General features: G+C 58.6%; 25 protein-coding genes. 14 read left to right on the top strand and 11 right to left on the bottom strand.

From position 1 onward, the window contains the following. The first annotated feature begins 47 nt into the window (after positions 1 to 47). Positions 48 to 1,196 carry a GNAT family N-acetyltransferase gene (locus ABQ278_RS07185; RefSeq protein ID WP_349321871.1) on the top strand — a complete coding sequence of 383 codons (1,149 nt, stop codon included), beginning with the start codon at positions 48 to 50 and terminating at the stop codon, positions 1,194 to 1,196. A gap of 32 nt (positions 1,197 to 1,228) precedes the next feature. Then, complete coding sequence (locus ABQ278_RS07180) at positions 1,229 to 1,573, top strand: DUF962 domain-containing protein (protein ID WP_349321870.1); 345 nt, start codon at positions 1,229 to 1,231, stop codon at positions 1,571 to 1,573. Here the strand turns inward: ABQ278_RS07180 and ABQ278_RS07175 are convergent. The 4 genes from ABQ278_RS07175 to crcB are packed head-to-tail and all read right to left on the bottom strand — an operon-like array spanning position 1,557 to position 4,387. Next, complete coding sequence (locus tag ABQ278_RS07175) at positions 1,557 to 2,303, bottom strand: ATP12 family protein (protein WP_349321869.1); 747 nt, start codon at positions 2,301 to 2,303, stop codon at positions 1,557 to 1,559. The two genes, ABQ278_RS07180 and ABQ278_RS07175, sit on opposite strands and share 17 nt — an antisense overlap. A gap of 1 nt (position 2,304) precedes the next feature. Continuing rightward, on the bottom strand, positions 2,305 to 3,003 hold the full coding sequence (locus ABQ278_RS07170; protein ID WP_349321868.1) for an HAD-IA family hydrolase: 699 nt from the start codon (positions 3,001 to 3,003) through the stop codon (positions 2,305 to 2,307). Then, the gene (locus ABQ278_RS07165; RefSeq protein WP_349321867.1) at positions 3,000 to 4,004 is read right to left on the bottom strand and encodes an RluA family pseudouridine synthase; all 1,005 of its coding nucleotides are present in this window, start codon (positions 4,002 to 4,004) and stop codon (positions 3,000 to 3,002) included. Before ABQ278_RS07165 ends, ABQ278_RS07170 begins: the two co-directional genes overlap by 4 nt. Then, on the bottom strand, positions 4,001 to 4,387 hold the full coding sequence (gene crcB / locus ABQ278_RS07160) for a fluoride efflux transporter CrcB (protein WP_349321866.1): 387 nt from the start codon (positions 4,385 to 4,387) through the stop codon (positions 4,001 to 4,003). Before crcB ends, ABQ278_RS07165 begins: the two co-directional genes overlap by 4 nt. Positions 4,388 to 4,583: 196 nt before the next feature. Here crcB and ABQ278_RS07155 point away from each other — a divergent pair, with 196 nt between their 5' ends. The 3 genes from ABQ278_RS07155 (at position 4,584) to ABQ278_RS07145 (ending at position 7,455) form a co-directional block, all read left to right on the top strand. After that, on the top strand, positions 4,584 to 5,015 hold the full coding sequence (locus ABQ278_RS07155; protein ID WP_349321865.1) for an HIT family protein: 432 nt from the start codon (positions 4,584 to 4,586) through the stop codon (positions 5,013 to 5,015). Next, positions 5,015 to 5,656, top strand: a complete 642-nt coding sequence (locus tag ABQ278_RS07150; protein WP_349321864.1) for a histidine phosphatase family protein — start codon at positions 5,015 to 5,017, stop codon at positions 5,654 to 5,656. Before ABQ278_RS07155 ends, ABQ278_RS07150 begins: the two co-directional genes overlap by 1 nt. 80 nt (positions 5,657 to 5,736) lie before the next feature. Continuing rightward, positions 5,737 to 7,455 (top strand): DUF4153 domain-containing protein, encoded by a 1,719-nt coding sequence (locus tag ABQ278_RS07145; protein ID WP_349321863.1) that lies wholly within the window; start codon positions 5,737 to 5,739, stop codon positions 7,453 to 7,455. On the opposite strand, the gene ABQ278_RS07140 is transcribed toward ABQ278_RS07145, so the two are convergent. Then, positions 7,452 to 8,450, bottom strand: a complete 999-nt coding sequence (locus ABQ278_RS07140; RefSeq protein ID WP_349321862.1) for an LLM class flavin-dependent oxidoreductase — start codon at positions 8,448 to 8,450, stop codon at positions 7,452 to 7,454. The genes ABQ278_RS07145 and ABQ278_RS07140 overlap by 4 nt on opposite strands. A 198-nt stretch (positions 8,451 to 8,648) precedes the next feature. On the opposite strand from ABQ278_RS07140, the gene ABQ278_RS07135 reads away from it, so the two are divergent. Beyond that, positions 8,649 to 9,968 carry a hypothetical protein gene (locus tag ABQ278_RS07135; RefSeq protein WP_349321861.1) on the top strand — a complete coding sequence of 440 codons (1,320 nt, stop codon included), beginning with the start codon at positions 8,649 to 8,651 and terminating at the stop codon, positions 9,966 to 9,968. 204 nt (positions 9,969 to 10,172) lie between these two features. On the opposite strand, the gene clpA is transcribed toward ABQ278_RS07135, so the two are convergent. The 3 genes from clpA to phaP form a co-directional block, all read right to left on the bottom strand. Beyond that, positions 10,173 to 12,488 carry an ATP-dependent Clp protease ATP-binding subunit ClpA gene (clpA, locus tag ABQ278_RS07130; protein ID WP_349321860.1) on the bottom strand — a complete coding sequence of 772 codons (2,316 nt, stop codon included), beginning with the start codon at positions 12,486 to 12,488 and terminating at the stop codon, positions 10,173 to 10,175. Between the two features lie 175 nt (positions 12,489 to 12,663). Then, the gene (clpS, locus tag ABQ278_RS07125; protein WP_018079754.1) at positions 12,664 to 12,993 is read right to left on the bottom strand and encodes an ATP-dependent Clp protease adapter ClpS; all 330 of its coding nucleotides are present in this window, start codon (positions 12,991 to 12,993) and stop codon (positions 12,664 to 12,666) included. 345 nt (positions 12,994 to 13,338) lie between these two features. Then, complete coding sequence (gene phaP / locus ABQ278_RS07120) at positions 13,339 to 13,776, bottom strand: TIGR01841 family phasin (RefSeq protein WP_349321859.1); 438 nt, start codon at positions 13,774 to 13,776, stop codon at positions 13,339 to 13,341. A 463-nt stretch (positions 13,777 to 14,239) separates the two neighbouring features. On the opposite strand from phaP, the gene ABQ278_RS07115 reads away from it, so the two are divergent. Further along, positions 14,240 to 15,349, top strand: coding sequence for a D-alanyl-D-alanine carboxypeptidase family protein (locus ABQ278_RS07115; RefSeq protein WP_349321858.1), 1,110 nt, complete (start codon positions 14,240 to 14,242; stop codon positions 15,347 to 15,349). Positions 15,350 to 15,387: 38 nt separating this feature from the next. Continuing rightward, positions 15,388 to 15,753 carry an SPOR domain-containing protein gene (locus ABQ278_RS07110; RefSeq protein WP_349321857.1) on the top strand — a complete coding sequence of 122 codons (366 nt, stop codon included), beginning with the start codon at positions 15,388 to 15,390 and terminating at the stop codon, positions 15,751 to 15,753. A 130-nt stretch (positions 15,754 to 15,883) separates the two neighbouring features. Here ABQ278_RS07110 and ABQ278_RS07105 read toward each other — a convergent pair whose 3' ends face one another. Together ABQ278_RS07105 and ABQ278_RS07100 are read right to left on the bottom strand one after the other, a co-directional pair. Further along, on the bottom strand, positions 15,884 to 16,345 hold the full coding sequence (locus tag ABQ278_RS07105; protein ID WP_349321856.1) for a molecular chaperone DnaJ: 462 nt from the start codon (positions 16,343 to 16,345) through the stop codon (positions 15,884 to 15,886). After that, the gene (locus ABQ278_RS07100) at positions 16,345 to 17,220 is read right to left on the bottom strand and encodes a division plane positioning ATPase MipZ (protein ID WP_349321855.1); all 876 of its coding nucleotides are present in this window, start codon (positions 17,218 to 17,220) and stop codon (positions 16,345 to 16,347) included. The genes ABQ278_RS07105 and ABQ278_RS07100 overlap by 1 nt, the downstream gene beginning before the upstream one ends. A gap of 163 nt (positions 17,221 to 17,383) precedes the next feature. Between ABQ278_RS07100 and map the strand changes: the two genes are divergently transcribed. The 5 genes from map (at position 17,384) to ABQ278_RS07075 (ending at position 20,815) form a co-directional block, all read left to right on the top strand. Continuing rightward, positions 17,384 to 18,202: a type I methionyl aminopeptidase gene (map, locus tag ABQ278_RS07095; RefSeq protein ID WP_349321854.1), complete on the top strand. Its 819-nt coding sequence runs from the start codon at positions 17,384 to 17,386 to the stop codon at positions 18,200 to 18,202. A gap of 20 nt (positions 18,203 to 18,222) precedes the next feature. Further along, positions 18,223 to 18,681, top strand: coding sequence for a hypothetical protein (locus ABQ278_RS07090; RefSeq protein WP_349321853.1), 459 nt, complete (start codon positions 18,223 to 18,225; stop codon positions 18,679 to 18,681). After that, entirely contained in the window at positions 18,678 to 19,418 is a 741-nt protein-coding gene (gene radC / locus ABQ278_RS07085) for a DNA repair protein RadC (RefSeq protein ID WP_349321852.1), read from the top strand. Before ABQ278_RS07090 ends, radC begins: the two co-directional genes overlap by 4 nt. A 57-nt stretch (positions 19,419 to 19,475) precedes the next feature. Beyond that, complete coding sequence (locus ABQ278_RS07080; protein WP_349321851.1) at positions 19,476 to 19,661, top strand: hypothetical protein; 186 nt, start codon at positions 19,476 to 19,478, stop codon at positions 19,659 to 19,661. A gap of 71 nt (positions 19,662 to 19,732) precedes the next feature. Continuing rightward, positions 19,733 to 20,815, top strand: a complete 1,083-nt coding sequence (locus ABQ278_RS07075; RefSeq protein WP_349320966.1) for an IS5 family transposase — start codon at positions 19,733 to 19,735, stop codon at positions 20,813 to 20,815. Positions 20,816 to 21,139: 324 nt separating this feature from the next. On the opposite strand, the gene galA is transcribed toward ABQ278_RS07075, so the two are convergent. Beyond that, positions 21,140 to 23,998 carry a beta-galactosidase GalA gene (gene galA / locus ABQ278_RS07070; RefSeq protein WP_349321850.1) on the bottom strand — a complete coding sequence of 953 codons (2,859 nt, stop codon included), beginning with the start codon at positions 23,996 to 23,998 and terminating at the stop codon, positions 21,140 to 21,142. A gap of 83 nt (positions 23,999 to 24,081) precedes the next feature. Between galA and ABQ278_RS07065 the strand changes: the two genes are divergently transcribed. Beyond that, a complete protein-coding gene (locus tag ABQ278_RS07065) occupies positions 24,082 to 25,230 on the top strand; it encodes an IS110 family transposase (RefSeq protein ID WP_349321849.1) in 1,149 nt (382 codons plus the stop codon). The last annotated feature ends 362 nt before the right edge of the window (positions 25,231 to 25,592 follow it).

Here is a 25,592-nt window from a genome sequence, read left to right as displayed (position 1 = left end):
AGTTAAAGATAGGGGTGGGGCTTCCTGCCTGTCCTCCAACGCACTATATGGCGAACATGTCCCCTGCCCTGACGCTTAAAATTCACAGCCGCATCGCCGAGATCGGCGAAACCGCATGGAATAGTTTAAGGGATGACGATAACCCTTTCACATCCTTTGCTTATCTCGATGCGCTTGAGGCGACAGCCTGCGTTGATCAGGCCAGCGGCTGGCAGCCCATCCATCTCTCCTTAAGCGATGAAGCCGGCGTGGTGCGCGGCGTCATGCCGCTCTATGTCAAATACCATTCGATGGGCGAATACGTCTTCGATCAGTCGTGGGCACGCGCCTATGAACAGGCCGGTGGCGACTATTACCCCAAGCTGCAAGGCGCCGTGCCCTTCACGCCCGTGACCGGCAGCCGCCTGATCTCGCCCGATCCGGAGGTGCGGCAGGCGCTGGCGAAAGCCGCCATATCCCTGTGCGAGACCAACAAGCTGTCTTCGTTGCACATTACGTTCCCACGTGACGACGAATGGGAGATGATGGGCGGTATGGGCCTGCTGCAACGTCAGGACCAGCAGTTCTGGTGGGACAATAACGGCTACGCCACCTTTGATGATTTCCTTGCCGCCCTCTCCTCCAACCGCCGCAAGGTAATCCGGCGCGAACGCCGCGACGTCCAGTCAACCGTTGATCTGCGCTGGCATGTCGGCTCTGACATCACGGACACCCATCTCGATCAGATGTACGCCTTTATCGAGAGCACCTATGACCGCAAGTGGGGTTCGCCCTATCTAACGCGGGCCTTTTTCAGCCGTATCGCCGAGACCATGCGTGACCAACTGGCGCTGGTCTTTGCCTATGACGGCGATGAGGCGGTGGCCGGCGCCATCAACTTTATCGGCGGCGACACGCTCTACGGCCGCCAATGGGGCACGCTGATCGATATCCCCTTCCTGCATTTCGAGGTCTGCTATTATCAGGCCATCGACTTCGCCATTGCGCGGGGCTTAAAGCGCGTTGAAGCCGGCACGCAAGGCGAGCACAAGCTGTCACGCGGCTACCTGCCCAACCCGGTCTATTCGGCGCACTATATCCGCGACAAGCGCCTGCGCGCACCGGTCGAAGATTATCTGAAGCGCGAACGCGAAGCTGTGGTGGAACAGATGCAGATGCTCGAAGAGGAAGCATCGCCGTTCAAAAAGGGGGGATGATGTGTTAAGCTCGGTCAAAAGGGATGAAACCGATGGCCGAACGCTACACAACCTATTCCGCCTTTTTCGATTTTTACCTGAGCGAACACAGCCTGCCGGCCACCCGCGCGGTGCATTATCTCGGCTCGACCTGCGGGATTGCCGCGCTGATCCTCACCCTCTCTACCGGCTGGCCGGGCTGGATCGTCGTGGGCCTGATCGCCGGCTACGGCTGCGCCTGGATAGGGCATTTCTTCATTGAACATAACCGCCCGGCGACCTTTAAATACCCGCTGTGGTCCTTCGCAGGCGACTACCACATGTACTTTCTGTGGCTGACCGGCGGCTTAAGCAAGCGGCGCCAACTGGCCGAGGATCACCTCAAGCCAGCGCCTTGAACCAGATCTCCAGGCTGTGCGCCTGCGCCCGGATGCCGGCAGCGCGCTTGGCGGCCTCTTCATCACGTCCCCAGGTCTCGGTCTGGAAGTCCTCGCCGATACGCGACGCCACAAAGGCCGCCTCGCCGCTCAGGTGTCCGCGCCACAGGGCCAATGCCAGAATGACCGAACCCAGCAAGGGAATGGCCAGCATGATCCCCGCCTGTTCATAAGGCGTGGTGTTGGAAATCAACGATTGAATTCGCTGGATCGTTGTCTTCGGCTGCGGCTGATGGATGATGCTCTGGTTCTGCTGGAACTGCAGATCGAGCGTCGCATCCGCCCAGGCCAGAACCGGCTGCCAGACGGCCGCCTCACGCGCCTGCAAGGCCGCCGGATATTCAGCCGGATAGCACAGGAGATCGGTTTCGGAATAGCGCGTCACCTCGGCCAGGGTATCGTCCAGCACCTCGCCCATGCGATCGACGCTGGCAAAACCCAGGCGGGTCAGCGGCATGGCTTCGTAATCAACATACTCCCCCACAGCCGACCATTCGGCCGCGATCCGTTGCGCCAGATCGGCGTTCGGCAGCACCAGCAGCTTGCCCTTGGGGGTCTTGACCGGCCGGCCATCGAGCGCAACGCCCACACCGCCTTCTAGATCAACGGTGGCTGTGCCACCCCAGAAGCGCTTGGGACGGAAGCCGAGCGAGTTGGATTTCTTATCAGGCGCCTTGGCTTCGTAATTCATATCAATACCTTGCGCGTTTTTGTTCAGAAAGAGCTTGCGGCTCGAAAGCGTCGAGCCAAACCTTCAGTTCGGTGAAATCGTGGACGATATGATCGGCGCCGGCGGCCAGCAATTCCTCGACCGTATGGAAGCCCCACGACACGCCGATGGCGGTGACGCCGGCGCTGCGGGCCATGCGCATATCGTGCGTGGCGTCGCCGATCATGACAGCCTCATGTGGATCGACACCCAGGGCCTCAAGATTGCACTGGAGCATGTGCGGGTGCGGCTTGGAAGGGCCATCGTCAGCGCAGAAGGTGGTATCAAACACATCCAACCAGCCGTGTTTTTCAACCGTGCGCGTAACGCCGCGGCGCGAATTGCCGGTGGCCATGCCCATCAGCCAGCCCTCGGCCTTAAGAACGCGCAGGGTTTCCTCGGCGCCGAGATAGAGCGACTCGGCGAAGGATGGATCGGCGTGGAAGCGCAGGAAGGCCTGCTGGAATTCGTGCGTGTAGGCGGCGATGGTCTCATTATCGAGATCGGGTCGCATCATGGCCAGGGCGTCGAACAGCGACACGCCGACGATGGCGCGCACGTCATCATAGCTCGGCGGGCTGATATTGATGGCGTGGGCGGCTTCCACCGCCGCGCGGAAGATGGACGACCGGCTGTCGATCAAAGTCCCGTCAACATCCCAGACAGCTAGTTTCAGGCTCAACGCTTTTTCTTCTTCATATTGGCGAACGGATCGTTCTCGGCTTCGTGCTCATCAAAACCAAAGCGATCAAAACCCGCCTTGATCACCGGATCGAGCGGCGCCTCGATGATCAGGCTGCCGCTGGTCGGGTGCGGCAGTTCGATGCGGCGGTGATGCAGTTGCAGTTGCAGCCCTTCGGACAGCGACTGACTGGCCTCGTTGCCGTATTTCGGATCGCCAAGGATCGAGTGGCCGATGGCCTGCATGTGGGCGCGGAGCTGGTGGGTGCGGCCGGTATGCGGACGCAACGCCATCCAGGTCACGCGCGGACCGGCGCGCGAAATGGTGACGTACTCGGTCTCGGCCGCTTCGGCGCCAACCTCATTGGGCTCGGCCGGCTGGACGATTTCGCGGTCGTGGAAGCCCTTCTTGATCAGGGGCACATCGATATAGCCCTCTTCCGGCTTCGGATTGCCGACCACCAGCGCCCAGTAGGTCTTGTTGGCGCGGCGTTTGGCGAAGGCACCAGAGAGGCGCGCGGCGGCCTGCGGGCTCTTGCCCAGCAGCAGCACGCCGGAGGTGTCGCGGTCGAGACGGTGAACGAGGCGCGGACGCTCAAGACCCTCGCCCCAGGCCGAAAGCAAACGGTCGACGTGGTTCTTCGTCTTGGTGCCGCCCTGAACCGCCAGGCCGGACGGCTTGTTGATCGCAATGACGTCCTCGTCCTCATAGATGACGAGCGAACGGATAAAGCGGATTTCCTGCGGGCTCAGCATGGCGCGTTCGCGCTTTTGCTGGTCGACATCAGGCGCCGCCGGCAGCGGCGGGACGCGGATGGTCTGGCCTATGGCGAGGCGCGTATCGGCCTTCACCCGGCTGCCATCAACGCGCACCTGGCCCGAACGCAGCAGTTTGTTGAGCATGACGTGGTTGATATGCGGCCAGCGGCGCTTGAAGAAGCGATCAACGCGGATGCCGTCCTCACCATCGGTGATATACAGGGTTTTGACTTCGTTACTCATAGGGCGAACTTCCGTATCAGGAAAAGGCCAGCCATCACGGCGGCAATGGAGAGGATAACCGACAGGGTGCTGTAGCCGAACGCCAAGGCGTAATCGCGGCGTTCCAGCATCTGCACAGTTTCGAGGGAAAAGGACGAGAAGGTGGTGAAGCCCCCCAGCACGCCGACGCCCAGCAAAAGGCGCGTACGTTCGTTATCGGCCAGGCCCTTGCCGAGCAGTACTCCCATCAGCAGGCCCATCAACAGGCCACCGATGATGTTGGCGCAGAAGGTGCCGATCGGCCACGCCGATGCCGGCCACAGCGATTTCGTGCCAAGGCTAAGCCCATAGCGCGCCGCCGAGCCCACAGCTCCACCGATCATGACAAGTAGGAGATTGAACATGGACGGGTCTTTAGACCTAAAATCCAAAGAAGGAAACCTTTGGATTTTAGGTCGCGCTCAGAGGCCGCTTAGGCTCGCCGCAAAAGCAGCGGCGGGCTTTGCCCTTGCCAAAACCTTTACAGGTTTTGGAGTCCCCCTCTTGGCCTTGTGAGCATAGTCCTTTAAGCTCGGAATCAGCACAAATCGCAGGTAAATCATGAGCCTTCAGACCCAATACGATCCGAAAAACATCTTCGCCAAGATCCTGAGCGGCGAAATTCCCTCGGCGAAGGTCTATGAGGACGCGCGCATATTGAGCTTCATGGACGCCTTTCCGCAGACCAAAGGCCACACGCTGGTCATCCCTAAGGTCAAGGCGTGCAACCTGTTCGATATTCCGAGCGAACACCTGCAAAACCTGATCGCCCAGACGCAAAAGATCGGCCGCGCCGTGCGCGACGCGCTGGAACCGGACGGCATCCGCCTGATGCAGTTCAATGGCGAGGCCGCCGGCCAGACCGTCTTCCATATCCATTTCCATATCATCCCGGTGTGGAGCGAGGCTGCGCCACGCAAGCACGCTTCCGGCGAGATGGCAGATATAAATGAATTGAAGGACTTGGCGGCGCATATTAAGGCGAAACTTTAATGGCCTTTTACGTCCTTCGTCATGGCCAGACCGACTGGAACGTGCAGTTACGCCTCCAGGGTTCGACCGATATTCCGCTGAATGAAACCGGTCGGCAACAGGCCCATGTCGCCGCCGGGATACTGGCGCGCGAAGGCCTCACCCGCATCATCGCCAGCCCCCTCTCCCGCGCGCTGGAAACGGCGCGGATCGTAGGCGCCGCCAGCGGGCTGGAGCCGGTGATCGATGATCGCCTGATCGAGCGCAATTTCGGTCTCTTCGAGGGCATGACCATCGATGAGGTCCATGCCCACCGCGAGGAGATGCGCGAGCACATGAACCCGGACGCCGATCTCGACGGCAAGCACTATCCGCACAATGCCGAGCCGCTGGGCGAGGTCATCGACCGGGTGTTCGCCTGCGTCAACGAACACCGTACAAACCTTGACAAGACTGGCGGCGGCAAATGCCTGTTCGTCTTCCACGGCATCCCCTTCCGCGCCGTGACGCGCAAGTTCCTCAACGACATGTATTCCAGCCCCAACGCCGCGCCGGTCCGTTTCGAGCAAGATGGTGAAGAATGGCGTATGGTGCCGCTCGATCCGGATAACGCGCCGATCCAGCAAATCTACAACGCCCAGACCACCATGGGACGTATTTAAGGGTTGGGGGACGTATCTAGGCGGATAGCCCTATTCGTGTTACCCCTCAGTCAAAGCGGGGGCCAAAAACGGGGGATACCATGACCAATCAACCATTGAAAGCCAATGAAGCCCTGATCGTCCGGCTGGCCACAGGGCTGGTGTTCGGACTGGCCATCGCCTGGCTGGTCAAGTCGTTCGATGCCCTGGAGGGCAGAAGCATCCCGCTATGGGCGCAGGTGCTGACCAGCACCTTGATGCTCGGCGCCTTTATCCTATGGGCCGGGGCTGGCGCGATGAAGCGCCTCAGTCTGGCGATATGGACCGTGATCGCGCTTGGCCTGATCGCGCTGATCGCCTGGAACCGCGTCGCCCATGCCAATGAGGGCGGCTACAATCCGTTCTTTTTCAATCTCTCCTTCCTGATCTATCCGTTCCTGTTCATTACGCATGAACTGGTCTCCAGCGCCGATCAATCGGGCAAGCCGATAGCGCCCTATGGCCTTTATTTCGATGAGGCGTGGAAGCGCGGCGTGCAACTGGCCTTGAGCGTCATTTTTACCGCCCTGTTCTGGGGGATATTGTGGCTGGGCGCCGTGCTGCTCGGTTATATCGGCTTTAGCTGGTTTAAGTATCTGCTCTCGAACGAATATTTCTCGTGGCCGATCTCAGGGCTGGCCATCGCCGCTTCGGTCAATCTCGGCGACGTCCAGACCAAGCTGATGCACAATTTCCGCGCCCTTGTGCTCGGCGTCCTGTCGTGGTTGCTGCCGGTGATCACTGTCATCGGGCTGCTGTTTGCGGTGTCGCTCTGCTTCAGCGGACTTGAGCCTTTGTGGAAGACGAAAGCCGCCACGGCTTCGCTGCTCACGGCCTGCGTGGCGCTGGTTCTGCTCATCAATGCCGCCTATCAGCAGGGCGACGTCGAGCGCCCGGTCCATATCGTGTTGCGCTGGTCGGCGCGGTTGGCGTGCGGCCTGCTGGCGATCTTCGCCGGCCTTGCGGCCTATTCGCTTTATTTGCGCATCGCCCAATATGGCCTGACGCCAGAGCGTGTCATGGCGCTGGTAGGTGTCGTCATCGCCCTGCTCTATGGTCTGGGCTATGCGGTGGCGGCGGCGCTGCCCAGGGGCCGCTGGCTTCATCTGCTGGAGCCGGTCAATATCGCCCTCGCCTTTGTGATGGCGGCGATCTGCTTCGTCGTTCTGACGCCCATCGCCGATCCCTATCGCCTGAGCGCGCAGTCGCAAGCTGAGCGCGTCAACAGTGGCGCGGTGACACCGGAAAAATTCGACTGGCGCGTGCTGCGTTTCGAGACCGGCAGCTATGGGCTGGATGAACTCAAGCGCTTGAGTAAGAGCGGCAAGACGGACACGATCCGCAAAGCCGCTGTTACCGCCCTGGCCGTCACAAACGAAGATCGCTACCTGATCACTCCGTATCAGCCACCTCAGAACAGGGTCAAACCTGATGCGCGCCGGCTTAAAGTCGTAGCGCCTGAAAAGGCCTTACTGCCGACGAGCTTCCTGCAACAGGACTACCCGGATGAAGGCTACACCCCGCAATGCCTTACAAACACCGACCGCGTTTGTACCGTCGTCCTGCTTGATCTCAATGGCGATACAAAGCCGGAAATCATCATGCGGGATTCAAATGCGCTGTATATCTACGCCGAAGGTGAAAAAGGCTGGGAAATGCAGGGCAGTCCTCTTTACAATTCCGGCCATGACGAAGACTTCAATGCCGGTCGGGTAACGGCGGCAAAACCAAAGTGGGATGATCTGATGATCGGCAAGGAACGCCTACGCCTTAGGGACTAACCCGCCTTCTGCATCAATGGCAAACCGGCGAACAGTTCCACCGACTTGAGGCGCGCGCCGATATCATGGATCGGCATGGAGATGATCAGTTCGTCGGCGCCGGTCTGTTGCAGGAAGCTGCCAAGGCGCTTTTCAATCGTGGCTGGTGAGCCCACAATGGCGTAGCGCAGCATATGGTCGATCATGGTCGTTTCTTCGGGTGTCAGGTTGGCCACGGCGTCATAGCTCGGCCGCGGGAACGGCACACGCACATTGCGGCGCAGATTGGCGAAGGACTGCTGCATCGAGGTAAACTGATAGTCGGCTTCGGCGTCGCTATCGGCCGCCACGCCCATGACCCCGACCATGACATAGGGCTTGTTCAGCGCCGCCGACGGACGGAAATGCTGGCGATAAAGCTGGATAGCGTCGAACAGAAGCTCCGGCGCGAAGTGCGAGGCGAAGGCATAGGGCAGCCCCAGTTGCGCCGCCAGTTGGGCGCTGTAGAGCGAGGAGCCGAGCAGCCAGATCGGCACATGGCTGTTCATACCGGGCACCGCCAGGATGCGCTGACCGTCGTCCGGTGCACCCAGAAGTTTCTGTAGTTCCATGATATCGTTCGGGAAACTCTCGACGCCGGCGTCCATATTCCGGCGCAAAGCGCGCGCGGTCATCATGTCTGTGCCGGGGGCGCGGCCAATACCGAGATCGACACGGCCGGGATTGAGCGCTTCCAGCGTGCCGAACTGTTCGGCGATCACAAGCGGCGAATGGTTTGGCAGCATGATGCCGCCCGAACCGATACGGATGGTCTTGGTGGCTGCGCCGACATGGGCGATGACGATCGCGGTCGCCGCCGAAGCGATGCCGGGCATGCCGTGGTGTTCGGCCAGCCAGTAACGGGAATAGCCCGCCGCCTCAGCGCCCTGCGCCATCCGCGCGGAATTGGCCAGCGCATCGCTGATGCTGCCGCCTTCGGAGATTTGCGACAGGTCGAGGATGGAAAAGGGGATCATACGGCGCTCCGGAGAGTTCCAAGCTTTCGCTTGGCAAGGGCGACCGCCCTCCGCTGCTTATGCGGCGTGTCTGCGCGGTCCTGAAGTGCTTATGTAGGTGATGCGGTTACGATTACGAGGCCTAAGGTGCGAATTAGTAGACAAGCTGGTATCGCGCAAAGCCTGTGGTAATATGCCTGCAAACCGGGGGGACAAACTATGAAATGGCTGATGCGAGGACTGTCGGCTATCGTGGCCTTGGCTGTCTCTTACGGTGTCATCGCCAATTACGTGCCGGCGGCACGTATTGCGGCCATATGCGTACCGGCTGAAGTTCTGGCCATTAATTTGGGTCTGATCCCGCTTGATCGCGCCGACTGGGGGTATCTGAAACTGCGTTCCGGCAAGGCGGGACTTGATGCTCTCAGCCATCTGGAACGACATGGCGCGGCGGACAAAATACGCCAGACATCCGTGGCCGTTCAGGATCAATGGTTGGAAGCGGGTCACGTATCTAAATTCGGTGGCGGGCACCTTTATTGGGAAAACGTTCAGGAAAAGGAAACTCGCTACGCTGAATTGCGGATGCCGCTTGATGGCAAGACGCTGGGGCAGGATTTGAAACCCAACCAGAGCATTCCGGAGAACTTCTGGCAAACCTATCGTTACCGGCTAGGGTGCCTATTGCCTCCCCCAAATTATGAATATTCAAAACGTGAATGCCGCCTTAGTATGGCAGATTTGAACGGTGATAATCAGCCAGAGATTATTCTCGACAACCAGATCATTGGCACTGAGGGTGTCTTTGTCAAACCGGCAATAGAGCATAGGCATATGGTCTATCAAAAGGATGGATCGGAATGGAAGGCAATCAAAATAAACGGCCTATGCGCGGTGGACCAAGCGAGTGCTCATGACACCAGCCTTAAGATTTACGCACAAAAAATCGACGTACCGTGGATAAACGGCCACGCGGTGAATTTCTTCAACAGTGACTGCTTTGTTAGTGAGAATAGCGTCCCTGCCTCCACATCCGGCCTGAATCAGGCGCGTTTCATGGCTCTATTCCTCACACAGATCAAATTGCTGCCGTCCTCCAAACCCATTCCCTCGTCTTTGGCGGTCGCCCTTACCAATCGCTCCATTGTCTTGCCCTTGGGTACAGAGCCACCCATGCGTGAACCAATGCTCCAGCAGGAGTTTCAGGGCCTGCCGCCTTGCTTTACCAGCCTTGCTCCGAAAGCCTGCATGGCCATGGTTGCCGATATCGACCATAATGGCAGCGACGACGTGATCATACTGGACAAGGAAGTGCGCAAAGATTTCAGCACCTGGCGTCTGGCTACCCTCTTAATGATGCGGCAAGGTCGTTGGACGGTCGTGGCCAATCATGCCGCCTGTGCTGAAGAAAGCCAGAAGCTTGAAGATTTGAACGTAGAGCTAAAATCAGCGACATGGCGACCGATAGAATTTGCGGGACGGCTTTATTTACGTGATGAGCCTAGTGATAACTGCGGCCAGCATTTCGCTTATATGTAAGAAAGCAAGAACCCCCACCACCACATCTCGCGCTAAAGCGCTCGTGCGGTCCCATGGCTGGCGAAAGCTATACTTTCGCTGGCGCCAAACCCGGCAAGTGGAGAGGTATAACAAAGCCCTCCGGTTTGCACCGAAGGGCTTTTATTATTTAGCCGCCGACGTTTCAACACACGCTGTCAACGATCCGGTCCTAGGGGCTTGACCCTAGTCGACGATTTCGGCCTTGGCGCCCGACTTGTCCGCACCCTTTTGCGAGGGCGTGATGTCGAAGGCGATCTTGCCGTCGGTCAGCTTGACGAGGATATGACCACCCTTGACCAGCTTACCGAAGAGGATTTCGTCGGCCAGCGGCTTCTTGATGTTCTCCTGGATGACGCGCGCCAGCGGACGGGCGCCATACAGTTCGTCGTAGCCATTTTCGCTCAACCAGGCCGACGCTTCGTCGGTCAGTTCGATCGAGATGTGACGGTCGGCCAGTTGCATTTCCAGTTGCATAATGAACTTCTGGACGACCTGCGAAATCACATCGAGCTTCAGTTGCTTGAAGGTGACAACCGCATCGAGGCGGTTGCGGAATTCCGGCGTGAACAGGCGCTTGATGGCCTGTTCGTCTTCGCCGGTCACCTTTTCGCGGCCGAAACCGATCGAGTTCTTCTGGTTATCCGAAGCACCGGCATTGGTGGTCATGATCAGGATGACATTGCGGAAATCGACCTTCTTGCCGACCGCGTCCGTCAACTGGCCATGGTCCATGACCTGCAACAGGATGTTGTAGATATCCGGGTGCGCCTTTTCGATTTCATCGAGCAGGACAACCGAGTGCGGTTGCTGATCGACGGCATCGGTGAGCAGACCGCCCTGATCATGGCCGACATAGCCCGGAGGCGCGCCGATGAGACGCGACACTGTGTGGCGCTCCATATATTCCGACATGTCGAAACGCAGGAGTTCGACGCCCATGGTGGCGGCCAGTTGCTTGGCCACTTCGGTCTTGCCGACGCCCGTGGGGCCGGAGAACAGGTAGCAGCCGACCGGCTTTTGCGGATCACGCAGACCGGCGCGGGCCATTTTCACGGCCGTGGACAGTTGCTCGATGGCCTCGTCCTGACCGAAGACCGTGCGGTTGAGGTCAACCTTCAGATCACGCAGGGCGGTGGCGTCGTCACGGGAGACCGATTTCGACGGGATACGGGCGATCTTGGAGACGACGTACTCGATTTCCTTCGGGCCAATCACCTTGCGGCGCTTGTTTTCCGGCAGGACCATCTGGAGCGCGCCGGCTTCGTCAATCACGTCGATCGCCTTGTCGGGCAACTTGCGGTCGGTGATGTAACGCGCCGACAGCTCCACCGCCGTCTTGATGGCGGCGTCGGTGTATTTCAGATGGTGGAAGGTCTCGTAATAGGGCTTGAGGCCCTTCAGGATCTTGATGGTGTCGTCGAGCGACGGCTCGGTGACGTCGATCTTCTGGAAGCGACGCACCAGGGCGCGGTCTTTCTCGAAGTGCTGACGGTATTCCTTGTAGGTGGTCGAGCCCATGCAGCGCAGGGAACCGGCCGCCAGAGCGGGTTTCAGCAGGTTCGAAGCATCCATGGCGCCGCCGGAGGTGGCACCGGCGCCGATAACCGTGTGGATTTCATCGATAAACAGGACGGCATTGGGGTGCGCCTCCAGTTCCTTGACGACCTGCTTGACGCGCTCCTCGAAGTCACCGCGATAACGGGTGCCGGCCAGCAGCGTGCCCATGTCGAGCGAGTAGATGGTGGCACCGGCCAGAACCTCCGGCACATCGCCATCAACGATCTTCTTGGCCAGGCCTTCGGCGATCGCGGTCTTGCCAACGCCGGGATCACCGACGAGCAGCGGGTTGTTCTTGGTGCGGCGGCACAGGATCTGAATGGCGCGCTCGACTTCCGCCGAACGACCGATCAGGGGATCGACCTTGCCGTGACGCGACTTCTCATTGAGATCGACGCAATAGGCGGCAAGCGCATCGGTGGAACCGCCCTTGCCTTTTTCGTCGCCCGAATTGGCGTTGTCTTCCGTGGCGCCGCGCACGACGCGGGCCTCGGTGGCGCCGGGCTTCTTGGCGATACCGTGGGCGATATAGTTGACCGCATCGTAGCGCGTCATTTCCTGTTCCTGCAGGAAGAAGGCGGCGTGCGATTCGCGCTCGGAGAAGATGGCGACCAGCACATTGGCGCCGGTGACCTCATCGCGGCCGGAGCTCTGGACGTGGATCACCGCGCGCTGGATGACACGCTGGAAACCGGCCGTGGGCTTGGCTTCTTCCGATTGCAACTCGACCAGAGATTTCAGGTCGGTTTCGATATAGGCGTCCAGGGCGACGCGCAGTTTAGACAAATCGACGTTGCAGGCACTCATCACGGCGGCCGCGTCGACATCGTCGATCAGGGCCAGAAGGAGGTGCTCAAGCGTCGCATATTCGTGGTGATGGGCATTGGCGTGACCCACTGCGCGATGCAGGGTCTCTTCTAATGCGCTGGAAAATGACGGCATGACGACCTCCAATAAATCTTGAAAACGCTGTTACTCAAATCAAAACTGTGGGCTTAAAATCTTACTTATGGTTTAAGACATTAACCCTACCAGATGTTAATCCTGGCAGTCTGAACCTGATCTGAACTCTGTAGATAGAATTTAGATAAAATCCCGGCCGTCTAAGTTTCTCCGGTTAGTCTTTCTCCATCGTACATTGCAATGGATGTTGGTGCCGGCGAGCCATATCCACCACCTGCGCCACCTTGGTTTCCGCCACCTCGTAAGTGTATACGCCGCACACTCCCACACCGGTTTGATGGACGTGCAACATGATCAGCGTGGCCTCTTCGCGCGACTTGTTGAAGAAACGCTCAAGCACATAGACCACGAATTCCATCGGCGTGTAGTCGTCGTTTAGTATCAGCACGCGATAGAGCGAAGGCTTTTGTGGCTTGGGCTTGGTGTCGATCAGCAATCCCGGCGCCTGTCCGGGCCTGGTCGTGGTGCCTTTGTCGGCCGCCATGATCCGTTGCGCTGCGTTCTGCCCGTCGTGTGTCAAAACCAATCTCATCTCGTATCTGTTCGTTTTCTGGCTATTTCCGGACCGATGTGCCTCGGCCCTCCCTGTAGATATGCAGGAGTCGCCTAATAACAAGATAGTCCAAATGAGGACGCTGTTAAGGGGGTAAATGCACAAACATGGTGCAACACGATCACAGTTTATGGGCCGTGATGTCGAATTGTGACGCTTATGCGCGAAACGTCCACAGGCTACGGCGTTAAAAACAAAGAAAAGCCCCGCACCGGTGAAGGTGCGAGGCTTGGTAGTCTTCAGGCCTTTAGGGCCAAAGTCTTAGCGACCAGAGTCTTATCGATAAGACTGGAACTTCTCAACAGCAGCGGTCATGCGCGCGTTGATCGGCTTGAAGGTGTCCTTAAACGAAGCCGACAGGGTTTCGGTCAGTTGGTTCATTTCAGCGACGTAGGATTCCATCGAGGTCTTGGCGTACTTCGATTGCAACTCGATGACTTCCTGAATGCTCTTGGCGCCTTGCAGCGTCTTGGCGGCCGAGACGGCTTCTTCCCAGTTCTTCTTGGAGAAGGCCATGGCTTGCGCGCCAACCGTTTCCGCGCCCTTGGTGGCGGCGGTCAGGCTTTCGACGACGGCTTCGACATTGCCCTTGGCAAGGCCGTTGGCTTCGTTGAGGCTGGCCAGGGTCTTTTCGACCGAGTCCTTGAAGGCTTGGTTACCAGCCGTGGTGAACTTTTCAACAGTGGTCTTGATGGTTTCAGCAGCTTCCGACATGACAAACTCCCTATGATTGGTTTGATGCGTGGATACAAAGTCGAATGAGGCCTAATTCCCGACGTCGTTTGACATCGAACCTTCTGCCCGGTTGCAGCTTCATATAACGCAAGTGCAGCATATGGTCAACCCTTATGTTGCACTGCACAATAAGAAATACGAAAATGTGAGGAGACAATTCCCCCTATGTGGGAGTTTCTTGGCGTCTTCACGAGCGTGGTGGTTGTCTGGTGTGGTGATGCCTGCCAAACAGGCATGAACTGAGACATTATAGCGCGTTAGCGGTCACGATACGGTGAGCTTAAGGCTTGGTTAAGGAAAATTCACGACAGACTAGGCTTCTGGGACTATATTGATAGATATACCACTCATAGTAAGACCACATTGTTTCCTTATTTTGCGTGGGTCCGGCGGATACCAAATTGTGTGCAATCGCGTTTGATAAGAGTTAAGGACAGCTTTGATGCGTATGATCAGGCGGACGACAGGCCAAATTTTGGGGGATGTTGTGTTGGGGGGAAAGGGCGTTGTCGCCCTGCTCCTGTCAATGCTGGCCTTCATGACACTTCTGCTGCCGGCTTCGGCCAGCGCGCAGGATCCGGGCGATAACGCCAAGTATGCGGCCATCGTGGTCGATGCCCAGACCGGCGAAGTGTTTTACGCCCGTCGCGCGGATTCAGCCCGCTATCCGGCTTCGCTGACCAAGATCATGACTCTCTATATGGCGTTCGACGCCCTGGCCCAGGGCAAGCTCAAACCGACCGACCAGATCACCATCAGCGCCCGCGCCGCGTCTCAGGCCCCCGTCAAGGTTTACCTCAAGGCTGGCGACACGATCGACGTCGATACCGCCATGCGTCTGGTCGCTCTCTATTCCGCCAACGATCTGGCCGTGGCCCTGGCCGAGAAGATCGGCGGCACCGAAGAGCGCTTCGCCGCCATGATGACCATTCGCGCGCAGGATCTGGGCATGACCCAGACGCGCTTCGTCAACGCCAACGGCCTGCCCGATGCCCGCCAGCTCTCTTCGGCGCGCGATCTCGCTATCCTGGCCCGCGCCACCTTACGCGACTATCCGCAGTATTATAACTATTTCAACCTGCCCTCGCAGGAGTTCCGCGGCCGCACCTATGTCAACCACAACCCCTTGCGTGGCCTGGATGGCGTTGACGGCATGAAGACGGGCTTTACCAACGCCGCCGGCTATAATCTGGTCGCCTCGCAGGTCAAGAACGGTCACCGCCTGATCGCCGTCATGCTCGGTGGTTCCAACAAGACCCAGCGCCGTGAGCACGTCACCACCCTGATGAGCACCGGCTTTGACGTCATCAGCCGCCGGCAGCGCGGGGAGACCATCGCCGTGGCGCAGAATGAATTCACGCGCGCCATGTTCGCCGAAAGCCGTATTCCGGACAGCCCGACCTCCTATACGATGCTGGCCAGCAACAACAAGCCGCTGACCGATGACCAGTTGCGCGAAACCCTTGAGGGCAGCGAACAGGCCAATGCCACGGATGTCGATGTGCAGCGCGCCAGTTCGATGGTCTCGGCGCCGGACGTGGTGCAACTCTGAGCAAGGCCCCGACCGCCGCCGATATCAAGCCGAAGGCCGTGCCGGCCGCGACCAAGGTGGCCGCCGAAAATACTAAGACCAAGCCGGCTGCCAAAAACGCCAAGACCAAGCTGGCGGATGCCGATGAGCCGAAGAGCAAGGGTAAGAAAAAGAAGAACCCGAAGGCGACCTACGCCATTCAGGTCGGCGCCTTCAAGGACAAGTCGCTGGCCAGTGACTGGGTAAAGAAGATGCAGTCGCGCTTTGGCGAGCACCTGACGGACAGCACCACGCAGATCGCCAAGAACGACAACGGCTGGTATCGCACCCGCTTCGCCACCCTGACCAAGGAACAGGCCGCCGCCGCTTGTAAGAGCATCTCGGCCAAGCATCTAGATTGCATGGTGATCAAGCCCGAAGCGTAAAACCTATGGGGTTTGGGGGCCTGCGGTCCCAAGTCTTCTCTCTTTCAAAAGAAAAACCCGGTCCAAAAGACCGGTTTTTTTTTTGAATAAGGTAAGGTTTGTGGGGTCGCAGACCCCACGCCCCGTAGGTTCAGCGCCGCCGCTTCAACAGCACATCCCTTGCGGCGTTCAAGGCGCTGGCGCGACTGACATCGCCGCCCTGATCCGGATGCGCCGTCTTCATCAGCTTTTTCCACGCTTCCTTGACCGCCCTTTTGTCCGCGCCAATCGCCAGCCCCAGCGTGTTGTAGGCCTTGATCTCATCCGGCGTATAGCTGGCCGCGGTTGCCGGCTGTTCGTCTTTACGGAAATAGGTCTGATAACGCACGGTGCCGCCCACCAAAAACGACGCCAGCAAGGCGCCCAGTCCCGGCAGCATCAGCCCGCGCACCATCAGGGTCACGCCCAGCACCAGCAAGGCCATGCTGACCAGACTGCGCAGGGCGCGGAAGTGGTTGATCCATGGCCCCTGTTTCAGGCGGCCAAGGCGCGATTGCCGCCCGACATAAGCCAGCAATAGAAAAACCGCGATGGCGCCGCCGACCCAGAGCATCAGACCTCAGCCATATCGTTATCGTCCACGCCTTCAGATGCGGTTTCTGTAACTTCCGCCCCGGCCTCAAGACCAAGCGATCCCATCAAGGCCCGCAGTTCAGCCCGAGCGGCGATATGGCTGAGCGATACCGCCACCGGCCGGATGTCGCCGGAGAGATCGGCCACGGTCAGACCAAAGGGGAAAAGCTCACGATAGATGACCCGATCGCGCAAACCGGCCAGAACCTCGAAGCCAACACGCTTGCCCAGTGCCTGCACCCGCTCATCGACGCGCTTGCGGTTGCGCGCCTCATTGGCAGCCAGACGGTTGCGCAGCACGATCCAGTCGATCGACTTGCCATCCCAGACCGCGCGCTGCTTGCGTGAATTCCATACGGTTTCGGCGTAGATCGACGGCCGCTTGACATCGAGCGTCACCGGATCGACCTCGCCCAGCAGATCGAAGTCGATAAAGCTGTCGTTCATCGGCGTGATGATCAGGTGCGCAACGGCATGAGCCCGGCGCGACAGCACGTGGTCGCCGCCCGGCGTATCGACAATCACATAGTCCGCCTGCTCGATCGCCTCATCGAGCGCGCGGTCAAAGGCCTTGCGCGCCTCGGCTTCGGGCACGGTCAGCAGGCTGGCCGGCTTGTCATGAAGGTGCGGCTCAAAGGCCATGGGCAATTGCTTTTCATTAGCCGCCGCCCACTTGGCGCGGTTCGAGAAAAAGCGCGCCAGAGACCGCTGACGCAGGTCGAGATCGATAAAGGCGACGCGCTTGCCCTGATGGAGCAGATGCACGGCCACGTGCATGGCGACGGTCGATTTGCCCGCCCCGCCCTTTTCATTGCCGAATACCAGAATACGCGCGCCCGACTTGACGTCACTCATAACTTACTCCTGCCACCTCTTATTGAATCAGGTGGTTCACCTCATTTAAGCCCTCCGCCGCCGCGCCGCCAGTAGCTGGTTAACATAGGGTTAAAATTTGACGTGGGTAAGTTGTCGCAACTGCCTACTGGATTTGAGGCCGTGACAGGACTATATTGCCGCCATGAACACAGATTCCGACTACATGCTCCGCTCCGAAACCATCCGCATCCATACCGACGAGGACTTCGCCGGTATGCGCAAGGCCGGCCGCGTCGCCGCCGACTGCCTCGACATGCTGATCCCCTACGTGGTGCCCGGGGTGAAGACCTCGTACCTCGATGATCTGGCGCGCGAGTTCATCGCCGATCACGGTGGCCTGTCGGCCTGCCTGTTTTATCGCGGTTACCAGAATACGGTCTGTATCTCGCCCAACCACGTGGTCTGCCACGGCATCCCGTCGGACAAGACCCTGCGTGAAGGCGACATCGCCAATATCGACGTCACCTGCATCGTCGATGGCTGGCATGGCGATACCTCGCGCATGTATGAAGTCGGCGTTGTGGCACCCAAGGCCAAGCGCCTGATCGATGTCACCTATGAAGCCATGGCGCTGGGGCTGGCCCAGATCAAGCCAGGCAATACCTTTGGCGATATCGCCGCCGCCATCCAGAAATACGCCGAAGCCCAGCGCTGCTCGGTGGTGCGCGATTTCTGCGGCCATGGCGTCGGTCGGGTGTTCCACGATAACCCCAACGTCCTGCACTTTGGCAAGGCCGGCACCGGTCCGCGTCTCGAAAAGGGCATGTTCTTCACGGTCGAGCCGATGATCAATCTCGGCAAGCCCGATGTGAAGGTGCTGAACGACGGCTGGACCGCCGTAACGCGCGACAAGATGCTGACCGCGCAATGCGAACACTCCTGCGGCGTGACCGATAACGGCGTGGAACTCTTCACCGCCTCGCCGACCGGCCAGTTCAGGCCCTTGCCGGTTCTGGGCTAGATTTCAGCACCGGGGGGCGCATGGCAATTGATGGGGCAACAGTCCTAGTTTCTATACTGTCCTCAATAGTCGCAGGTATTGCTGTTGCATGGACAAATCATCTCCTAACTCTTAGGCTTGAAAAAAAGCGAGACTCAAAAAAGCGTATTGATGATCTAAATGTTCAACGCCGGATCAATGCTTGGAAAACCCTTGAAAGGGCAGCCACTATAGGCACCACACAATATGATCCCGACACCATTGCCAAATTAAAAAGTGATTTCGATCAAGCATTTGCCGAAATAATGCTTTTAGGAATTTTTCGTGAAGTTGAGCTTGCCGATCGTTATGCAGAAATGGCAAGCAACGGAGGCGAACACGAAGGCATTACAAATCTTCTGAATGATTTACGAGACACATTACGTGCGGAGCTTAATCTTCAAAAAGTTCCCCCGATGAACAAATACTTTCGCTTGCTTCGGATCGCCAAGATCAAATGATGGAAGAAACGGAAGATAATTTGGCAGCGGGACCGTCCCGCCCCGATCATGGCGGTCATCGCCATCGTCTGCGCCATCGCGCCCGACTTGGTGGTGTGTCCGCCCTGCCTGATTACGAACTGCTGGAACTGTTCCTGTTCCGCTCAATCCCGCAACGCGATGTCAAGCCGCTGGCCAAGGCCCTGCTGGCGCGCTTCGGTTCGCTGCCCGCCACGCTCTCGGCGCCGCTGGAAGATATGCTTCAGGTGTCGGCGGTCGATAACAAGGGCAAGGCGCTCAAGGTCACGGCCGATATCGCGCTCGATCTCGCCCTGATGTTCGAGGCGACGCGCCGCATGGTGGCCGAACCGCTCAAGCGCTCGACGGTGATTTCAAGCTGGTCGGCGCTGATATCCTACCTCAAGGTGACCCTGGCCCACGAACCGCGTGAGCAGTTCCGCATCCTGTTTCTCGACAAGAAAAACCAACTTATCGCCGACGAGATCATGGGCCATGGCACGGTCGATCACGCCCCGGCCTATCCGCGCGAAATCATGCGGCGGGCGCTGGAACTGTCGTCGAGTTCGGTGATTTTGGTCCACAATCATCCCTCCGGCGACCCGATGCCGTCGCAGGGCGATATCGACATGACCAAACAGATCGTGGCGGCCGGCAAGCCGCTCAAGATCACCGTCCATGATCATCTGATCGTCGGCCGTGAAGGCGTGGCCTCGCTCAAGCAGATCGGCGCGTTTTAGCCCTTTCCTGACGCGCGATAGCCTCTATAAGATGTGTAAAAGACAAGGAACGGGATCATGAAACTCAGGCAGAAGGAAGGGACGCACAGAAAGGCCACGCCCGCCTTCTGGCACGCGGACGACGGCGGCACCTCCGGCTGTCCGCAAAACTGGGAACAGCGCAGGTTCCCCCGCCGCCCTTACGAAGCGCTCAAGTCCGAGCCGCGTGAAGGCGCAGGCGATACACCACCCTATCAGCGCTAGCAGTCTGCTGAAAAACCTCTGGTCATTTTGATTTTGCCGTGATTCCCTTCTTGAGCGAGAAGGAGCAACCAATGCGTGGCGAGTTTCGGGATCAGGGCGGATTATTTTCGTACATATCGTTGGAAGAACGCGTTCCGGATACGCATCCTCTTCGCAAGGTTCGTGAGTTGGTTCGCGCGGTTCTGGTCGACCTGAACGCGGACTTTTCGGCGATGTATTCGGAGGAAGGGCGCCCTTCCATTCCACCGGAACAGTTACTGAGCGCCTTGCTTCTGCAGGTGTTCTACGGCGTCCGCTCGGAACGTCAGTTGATGGAGCAGTTGGATTACAACCTTCTGTTTCGATGGTTCGTGGGCTTGTCACCCGACGCGGCTGTGTGGGTGGCGACGACATTCACCAAGAACCGTGAGCGCCTGCAGAAGGGTGATGTTTTTACGAAGTTCATGACGGCCTTGCTGTGCCACCCAAAGGTTACGCCCTTACTCTCGGACGAGCATTTCTCAGTGGATGGCACGCTGATTGAAGCCTGGGCTTCGTTCAAGAGCTTCAAGCCGAAGGACGGGCCGGACGATACGGACGGGTCTGACTTCCATAATCAGAAACGCGGCAATGACACCCACGTCTCGACGACCGATGGCGACAGCCGCTTGTACCGCAAGGCTCAGGGCCGTGAAGCGAAGCTGTGCTACATGGGCCACGCGCTGATGGAGAACCGCAACGGACTGGCGGTTGGTAGCGTTGTCACCCAAGCCACCGGCACGGCCGAGCGCGAGGCATCCGAAGCCATGCTGGCGGTTAGGGTCAAGCACACCGGCAAGCCGGCGACCGTAGGCGAAGACAAGGCTTATGATGTCGCTGCACATGGCGAAGCCTTACGCAATCTTGGCGTGGAGCCGCATGTCGCCCGTAATAACGCCACGACTAAAACCGGCAAGACCAGAACGACCATCATCGACGATGAAACGGCCGCCAGCGATGGCTACGCAATGTCACAGACCCGGCGAAAGATGATCGAGTGCATCTTCGGTTGGGGCAAGCAGCACGGCACGATGCGTAAGACAAAGCATCGCGGCCTTGAAGCTGTAGCTGGAGATTTTCTGCTCAATCTCATAGCCTACAACCTCATCCGGATACCCAAGTTGCTAACCGCATAGGAGAGGTCCGTCTAAATTTAGGAAAGCAACAAAAACAACAACGAATGAAGACACATAAAAGACCAAGAGACTTACGCAAAAATGCGGAAAGGCCAAAGGCAAAGCCTTTTTCAGCAGACTGCTAGAGCGCCATGATAACATTAAATTCCCCTCTCCCCATGACCATGGGGAGAGGACGAGAGCCAAGCGCAGCGACGGCGATCGGGTGAGGGGCATTTCGCAAGCGGACACAGGCCCCTCACCCGACATTCTGCGGCCAAGGCTTACGCCTTCGCCTTGCCTGTCGTCCTCTCCCCTCATACGAGGGGAGAGGGGGAGACTCGTTTAGTCTTTGCTCCGCGTCCGTATCTGGCGATTGAAGCCGTAAGCCTCACCCGCCCTGACCTTGAACAGCACCGACAGACGGCGTTCACCTGATTGAGTCTGCAAGTCCAGCGTCAGCGCCCCCGGCGCGGCGTCGGCTTTCGTCCCGATCAGCTTGCCGTTCTCATAGACCTCACAGGTGCCGGTGATCCCCAGAAACTCGACCTTGCCGCCCACCTTCTGCACCTTCGCATAGGGCGTATAGCGCACCGCCACCAGACTGTAGCCGTCCTGATCGAGCGGTCGGTTGAGCGTGCCGGGCCGGAACCACTGCCATGAATTCATATCGTTATCGGCGGCTTTCTGACCCGGATCGGGGCGCGTCACCGACATCGGCGCTATGAACCAGCTATCGAGCAACTGCACCGAAGGCGTCGTCACCTGATAGGCCAGAGGCGCAGTCGCCTCGACCGGAAGGCGTAGGTCCGCAGCCTTGAGCCCCGGTGTGGTGGCGCGGATGCGCAGAGTGCCCGCCTGCCCTTCCAGGCTCTGAACGATCACCTGACCATAGCCATTATAGAGCGAACGCTTGTCGCCCTTCTCCGGCTCCAGACTGTTGGCATCGCCGTTACCCAGACCGATAATGGCGCCGCCGCTGATCTCGTAGGTGATCATGTGCTGGGCCAGCGGCACATGACGGCCCTTCTTGTCGATCGCTTCTACCGTCAGGGGCTGGGCGTCGCGACCATCGGCCTTCAGGCCGGCGCGATCGGCGTTCAGGCGCAAGGCCACCGGCTCGCCCGCCGTTTCGTTGCGCGTCGTCCTGACCAGCTTGCCGCCGGTATAGCCGCGCACCTCGATAGCGCCCGGCGCATAGGGCACGGTCCAGAAGTTCATCTCATAAGGATCGACCTTTTGCCGTCCGGCGGACTTGCCATTGACGAACAGTTCGACCTCCTCCTGATTGGAACACGCCATGACGCGCACCGGCTGACCAGCCGTCTCCCAGTTCCAGTGCGGCACCAGACCGAGCACGGGCCTGTCCTTCACCCACTGCGCCTGATGAATCCAGAACGCCGCTTTTTCAAAGCCGCACAGATCCATGATGCCGAACACCGAACTGTTGGACGGCCAGATGTAGGGCGTCGGCTCGCCGTGATAATCGAAGCCGGTCCAGACAAAGCCGCCGGCGATATAGTCGCGCGTGGCGATGGCCTTCCACGCCTTGCGGTGCGTGGCGCCCCAGTCGGCGGCGTCATCGTCATAGGAGGCGCTGACGCGCTTGTCCTTGTCGGTTTTATAGACGCCGCGCGTCATGAAGGCGCTGGTGTCTTCCGATGAGAAGACCGGAATGGTCGGGTGCGCCTTATGGAAGGCGTCGTACTGGTCCTGCTGGTAGTTGATACCGACGACATCGACCGCGTGGGCGACATTGAGCGGGGTGAACAGGCCGTCGTTCATGGCGGCGGTGACAGGACGCGAGGTATCGAGTTCTTTCACCGCTTCGCTCATGCGGCGCACCATCTGGTAACCAGCCTCAGTGCCCTGCATCGGTTCTTCGTTGAACACCGACCACAGATAGACGCTCGGGTGATTGCGGTCGCGGCGCACCAGCCACTGCAGTTCGGCCATGTGGATCGGCGCCGGATTGAAAACGCGGTTTTCCGCCATGACGAGGAAGCCGTGGCGGTCGCAGGCGTCCATCAGGGCGCGGCTCTGGGCGTTATGCGAGAAGCGGATGGCGTTGCAGCCCAGCTCTTTAAGCCGGCGCAGGCGGAAATCAATAACCCCATCCGGCACCGCCACGCCGACGCCGGCATGGTCCTGGTGGATACAGACGCCTTGAATTTTCAGGTGCTTGTCGTTCAGGAAGAAGCCCTTATCGACATCGAAGCGCTGCGTGCGGAAGCCGCAGGTGGTGGTGATTTCGTCGAGACGGGTATCGCCTTTCAGAATGTAGGTCCTGACCGTGTAGAGTTGCGGATCATCTATGCTCCACAAACGCGGCCGGTTATGAAGCAGGTCGATACGCGCCACAGCCCCACCAAGCGGCGCCACCGTCGCCTGAGTTTTTTCCGTCGCCAGCAAGCCGACTCTGTCATCCCAAAGCTCGCTGACAACGGTGACTTCGGTAGCCTCGGTGCCGGAATTATTGAGTGTCACCTCGACCGGGATTTTCCAGTCCGCACGGCTTTGCGGCGCCGGAACGGGATGCGCGAAGACGCCATCCGTCACAATATGCACCGGATTGCGCTTGACGATCCAGGCGTCGCGGTAGATGCCGCCGCCTTCGTACCACCACCCCTCCATAGCGTTGGCGTCGACGCGGATGACCAGCGAATTGACGAGATCGCCATAGGTGGCATAGGGCGTCAGGTCGATATAGACCGAGTTATAGCCGCTCCAGTTGCGGGCCACGAGGGTGCCGTTGAACCAGACCGTCGCGTTGGTGGCGATGCCGTCGAGTTGCAGTTCGATATGCTTGCCGTTATCGGCCTTCTCGAACCTCAGCGTGTTGCGATACCAGACGATGCCGCGCTTGCGATAGCCTTGCGAGACATTGGCGTCCTCGACGATCGGCTGGAAGCTGACGAAATCGTGTGGCAGGCTGACTGGCGTCCATTCGGAATCGTCATAGCCGGTGGCAGCAGCGCCCTGCGCGCTGCCGGCCTTGGCGGCGTTGTAGGTCCAGCCATGGCCCATAATGGTGGGGAACGGGATATCGCCGTCAAAAAAGCGCCAGCCCTTATTGAGCAACAAAGTCTCACGCGGTCCTGCAACAGCCGCTTGCGGGCCATTCGCACCCGCAAAAACTGTCTGAGGCAGCAAGCCCATGGCAACAAGTGCACTGGCGCTTTTAAACAAGTCCCGACGATTCATACCCGGCTCCTATGATGTAGTTGCGCCCCCAACCTAGCCTGGATGAGATAAGGTGGCAGGCGTCATTTCATTTGGAGGACGCTATGCCAGGTTTAGTGGATTACTATGTGGGGCTCGATGTTTCGCAGAAGATGACGTCGATCTGCGTAATCGATCATGACGGAAAACAGATCGTTGAGGGGAAGAGCTCAACCCACCCTCTCGATATCCGAGGTTGGTTGGGAAATCGGATCGAGGATGGAAAATCATTGAAGATTGGGCTTGAAGCCGGAACGATGAGTAGCTGGCTTTATTCTGGTCTCGTCCGATTTGGCTTTGAAGTTGTCTGCATGGAGACTTTCCAGGCGCACCGCTTCCTCGCGACCTATCGCAATAAGACTGACAAGAACGACGCGCGAGGCTTGGCGCAACTCTTGCGGATGGGTGGAGAAGACTTCCTTCGAGTTGTCAAAATTCGGTCCCAGGCGTCGCAGGAAACACGCGTCCTATTGGCCATGCGTGACCACTTGGTCACTCAAAAGGTAAGCTTGGAAAATCATATCGCAGGCGTCTTGAAGCCGTTTGGGATTATCGTCGAACGAGGGTCGGTAGTTCCTGAGACCTTCTTTAAACGCACGATCGATGCCTTAGCACAGGCCGAACGCAATGGCGTACATGTGAAAGAGTTCGTATTGCCTTCATTGCAGCTCTACGAGCAGGCCGCCGCCAAGATTGTGCCGCTGACAGCTCGGATCGAGGAGATTGCCGGCAGCATCGAGATGGTTCGGCGCTTTATGGATATCCCGGGCGTGGGCCCGGTTACTGCCCTTTCTGTCTATGCGGCCATAGATGACCCGCACAGGTTTCAAAAGTCGTCTGACGTGGCCGCCTACTTTGGCCTGACACCCAGGCAATTCCAGTCAGGAGAGTTCAACATGATGGGGGCAATCTCTCGCCGTGGAGATCCAGCGACCCGGCGAACCCTAGTGATTGCGGCCACCGTTTTGCTCAGCGTGTCGCAGGAGTGGACTACGCTCAAAGCCTGGGGCGTCAGGCTGGCTAAGCGAATAGGCTTCTCAAAAGCCCGTATTGCCGTCGCCCGAAAGCTTGTAATGATCATGCATCGCATGTGGCTCGACAATGACCGATTCCGGCCACAGGTCATCAGCTCCGACGAGCGAATAAGGCTCAAGCAGGAACTGGCGCCCCAGCCCTCGAAATTAAGCGCCGTCAAACGGATCGTCGTCGCTTAAACGGAAACCCCGGTGAGATCTGAAGCCGGGGGTCTTGCAGCAAGACGGCAGATGGGTGAGTGACGTTTGGTCGGGTGGTCGGCGGCGCATTCGTGTTCCGCATAGAGGCCGCGGCTCCTATTGGTCCCGCCTGTTTGTTCCTTGATTGAACATCATAATGTAGCCGTCGCCAGCCCATAGGACGACGTGACTACGGAGAGACTAATGATCTCGCTTGCAAGGCAAAAAAAATGGAAACTATCGATGACGGGACAACCGGCAAATGCAAAACTGTGTCCGAAGCCTTCAATGTCAATCACAGAAAATACGACAAATCAGGCACTTATTTAACGTTGACAGGGAGCGCAACTAGAGACCGATCT

Origin of the sequence: Asticcacaulis sp. MM231 (assembly GCF_964186625.1) — a bacterium.
Classification (GTDB): domain Bacteria; phylum Pseudomonadota; class Alphaproteobacteria; order Caulobacterales; family Caulobacteraceae; genus Asticcacaulis.
Note: the sequence above shows the minus strand (reverse complement) of the source record. Positions and strands in the feature narration are given on the sequence as shown.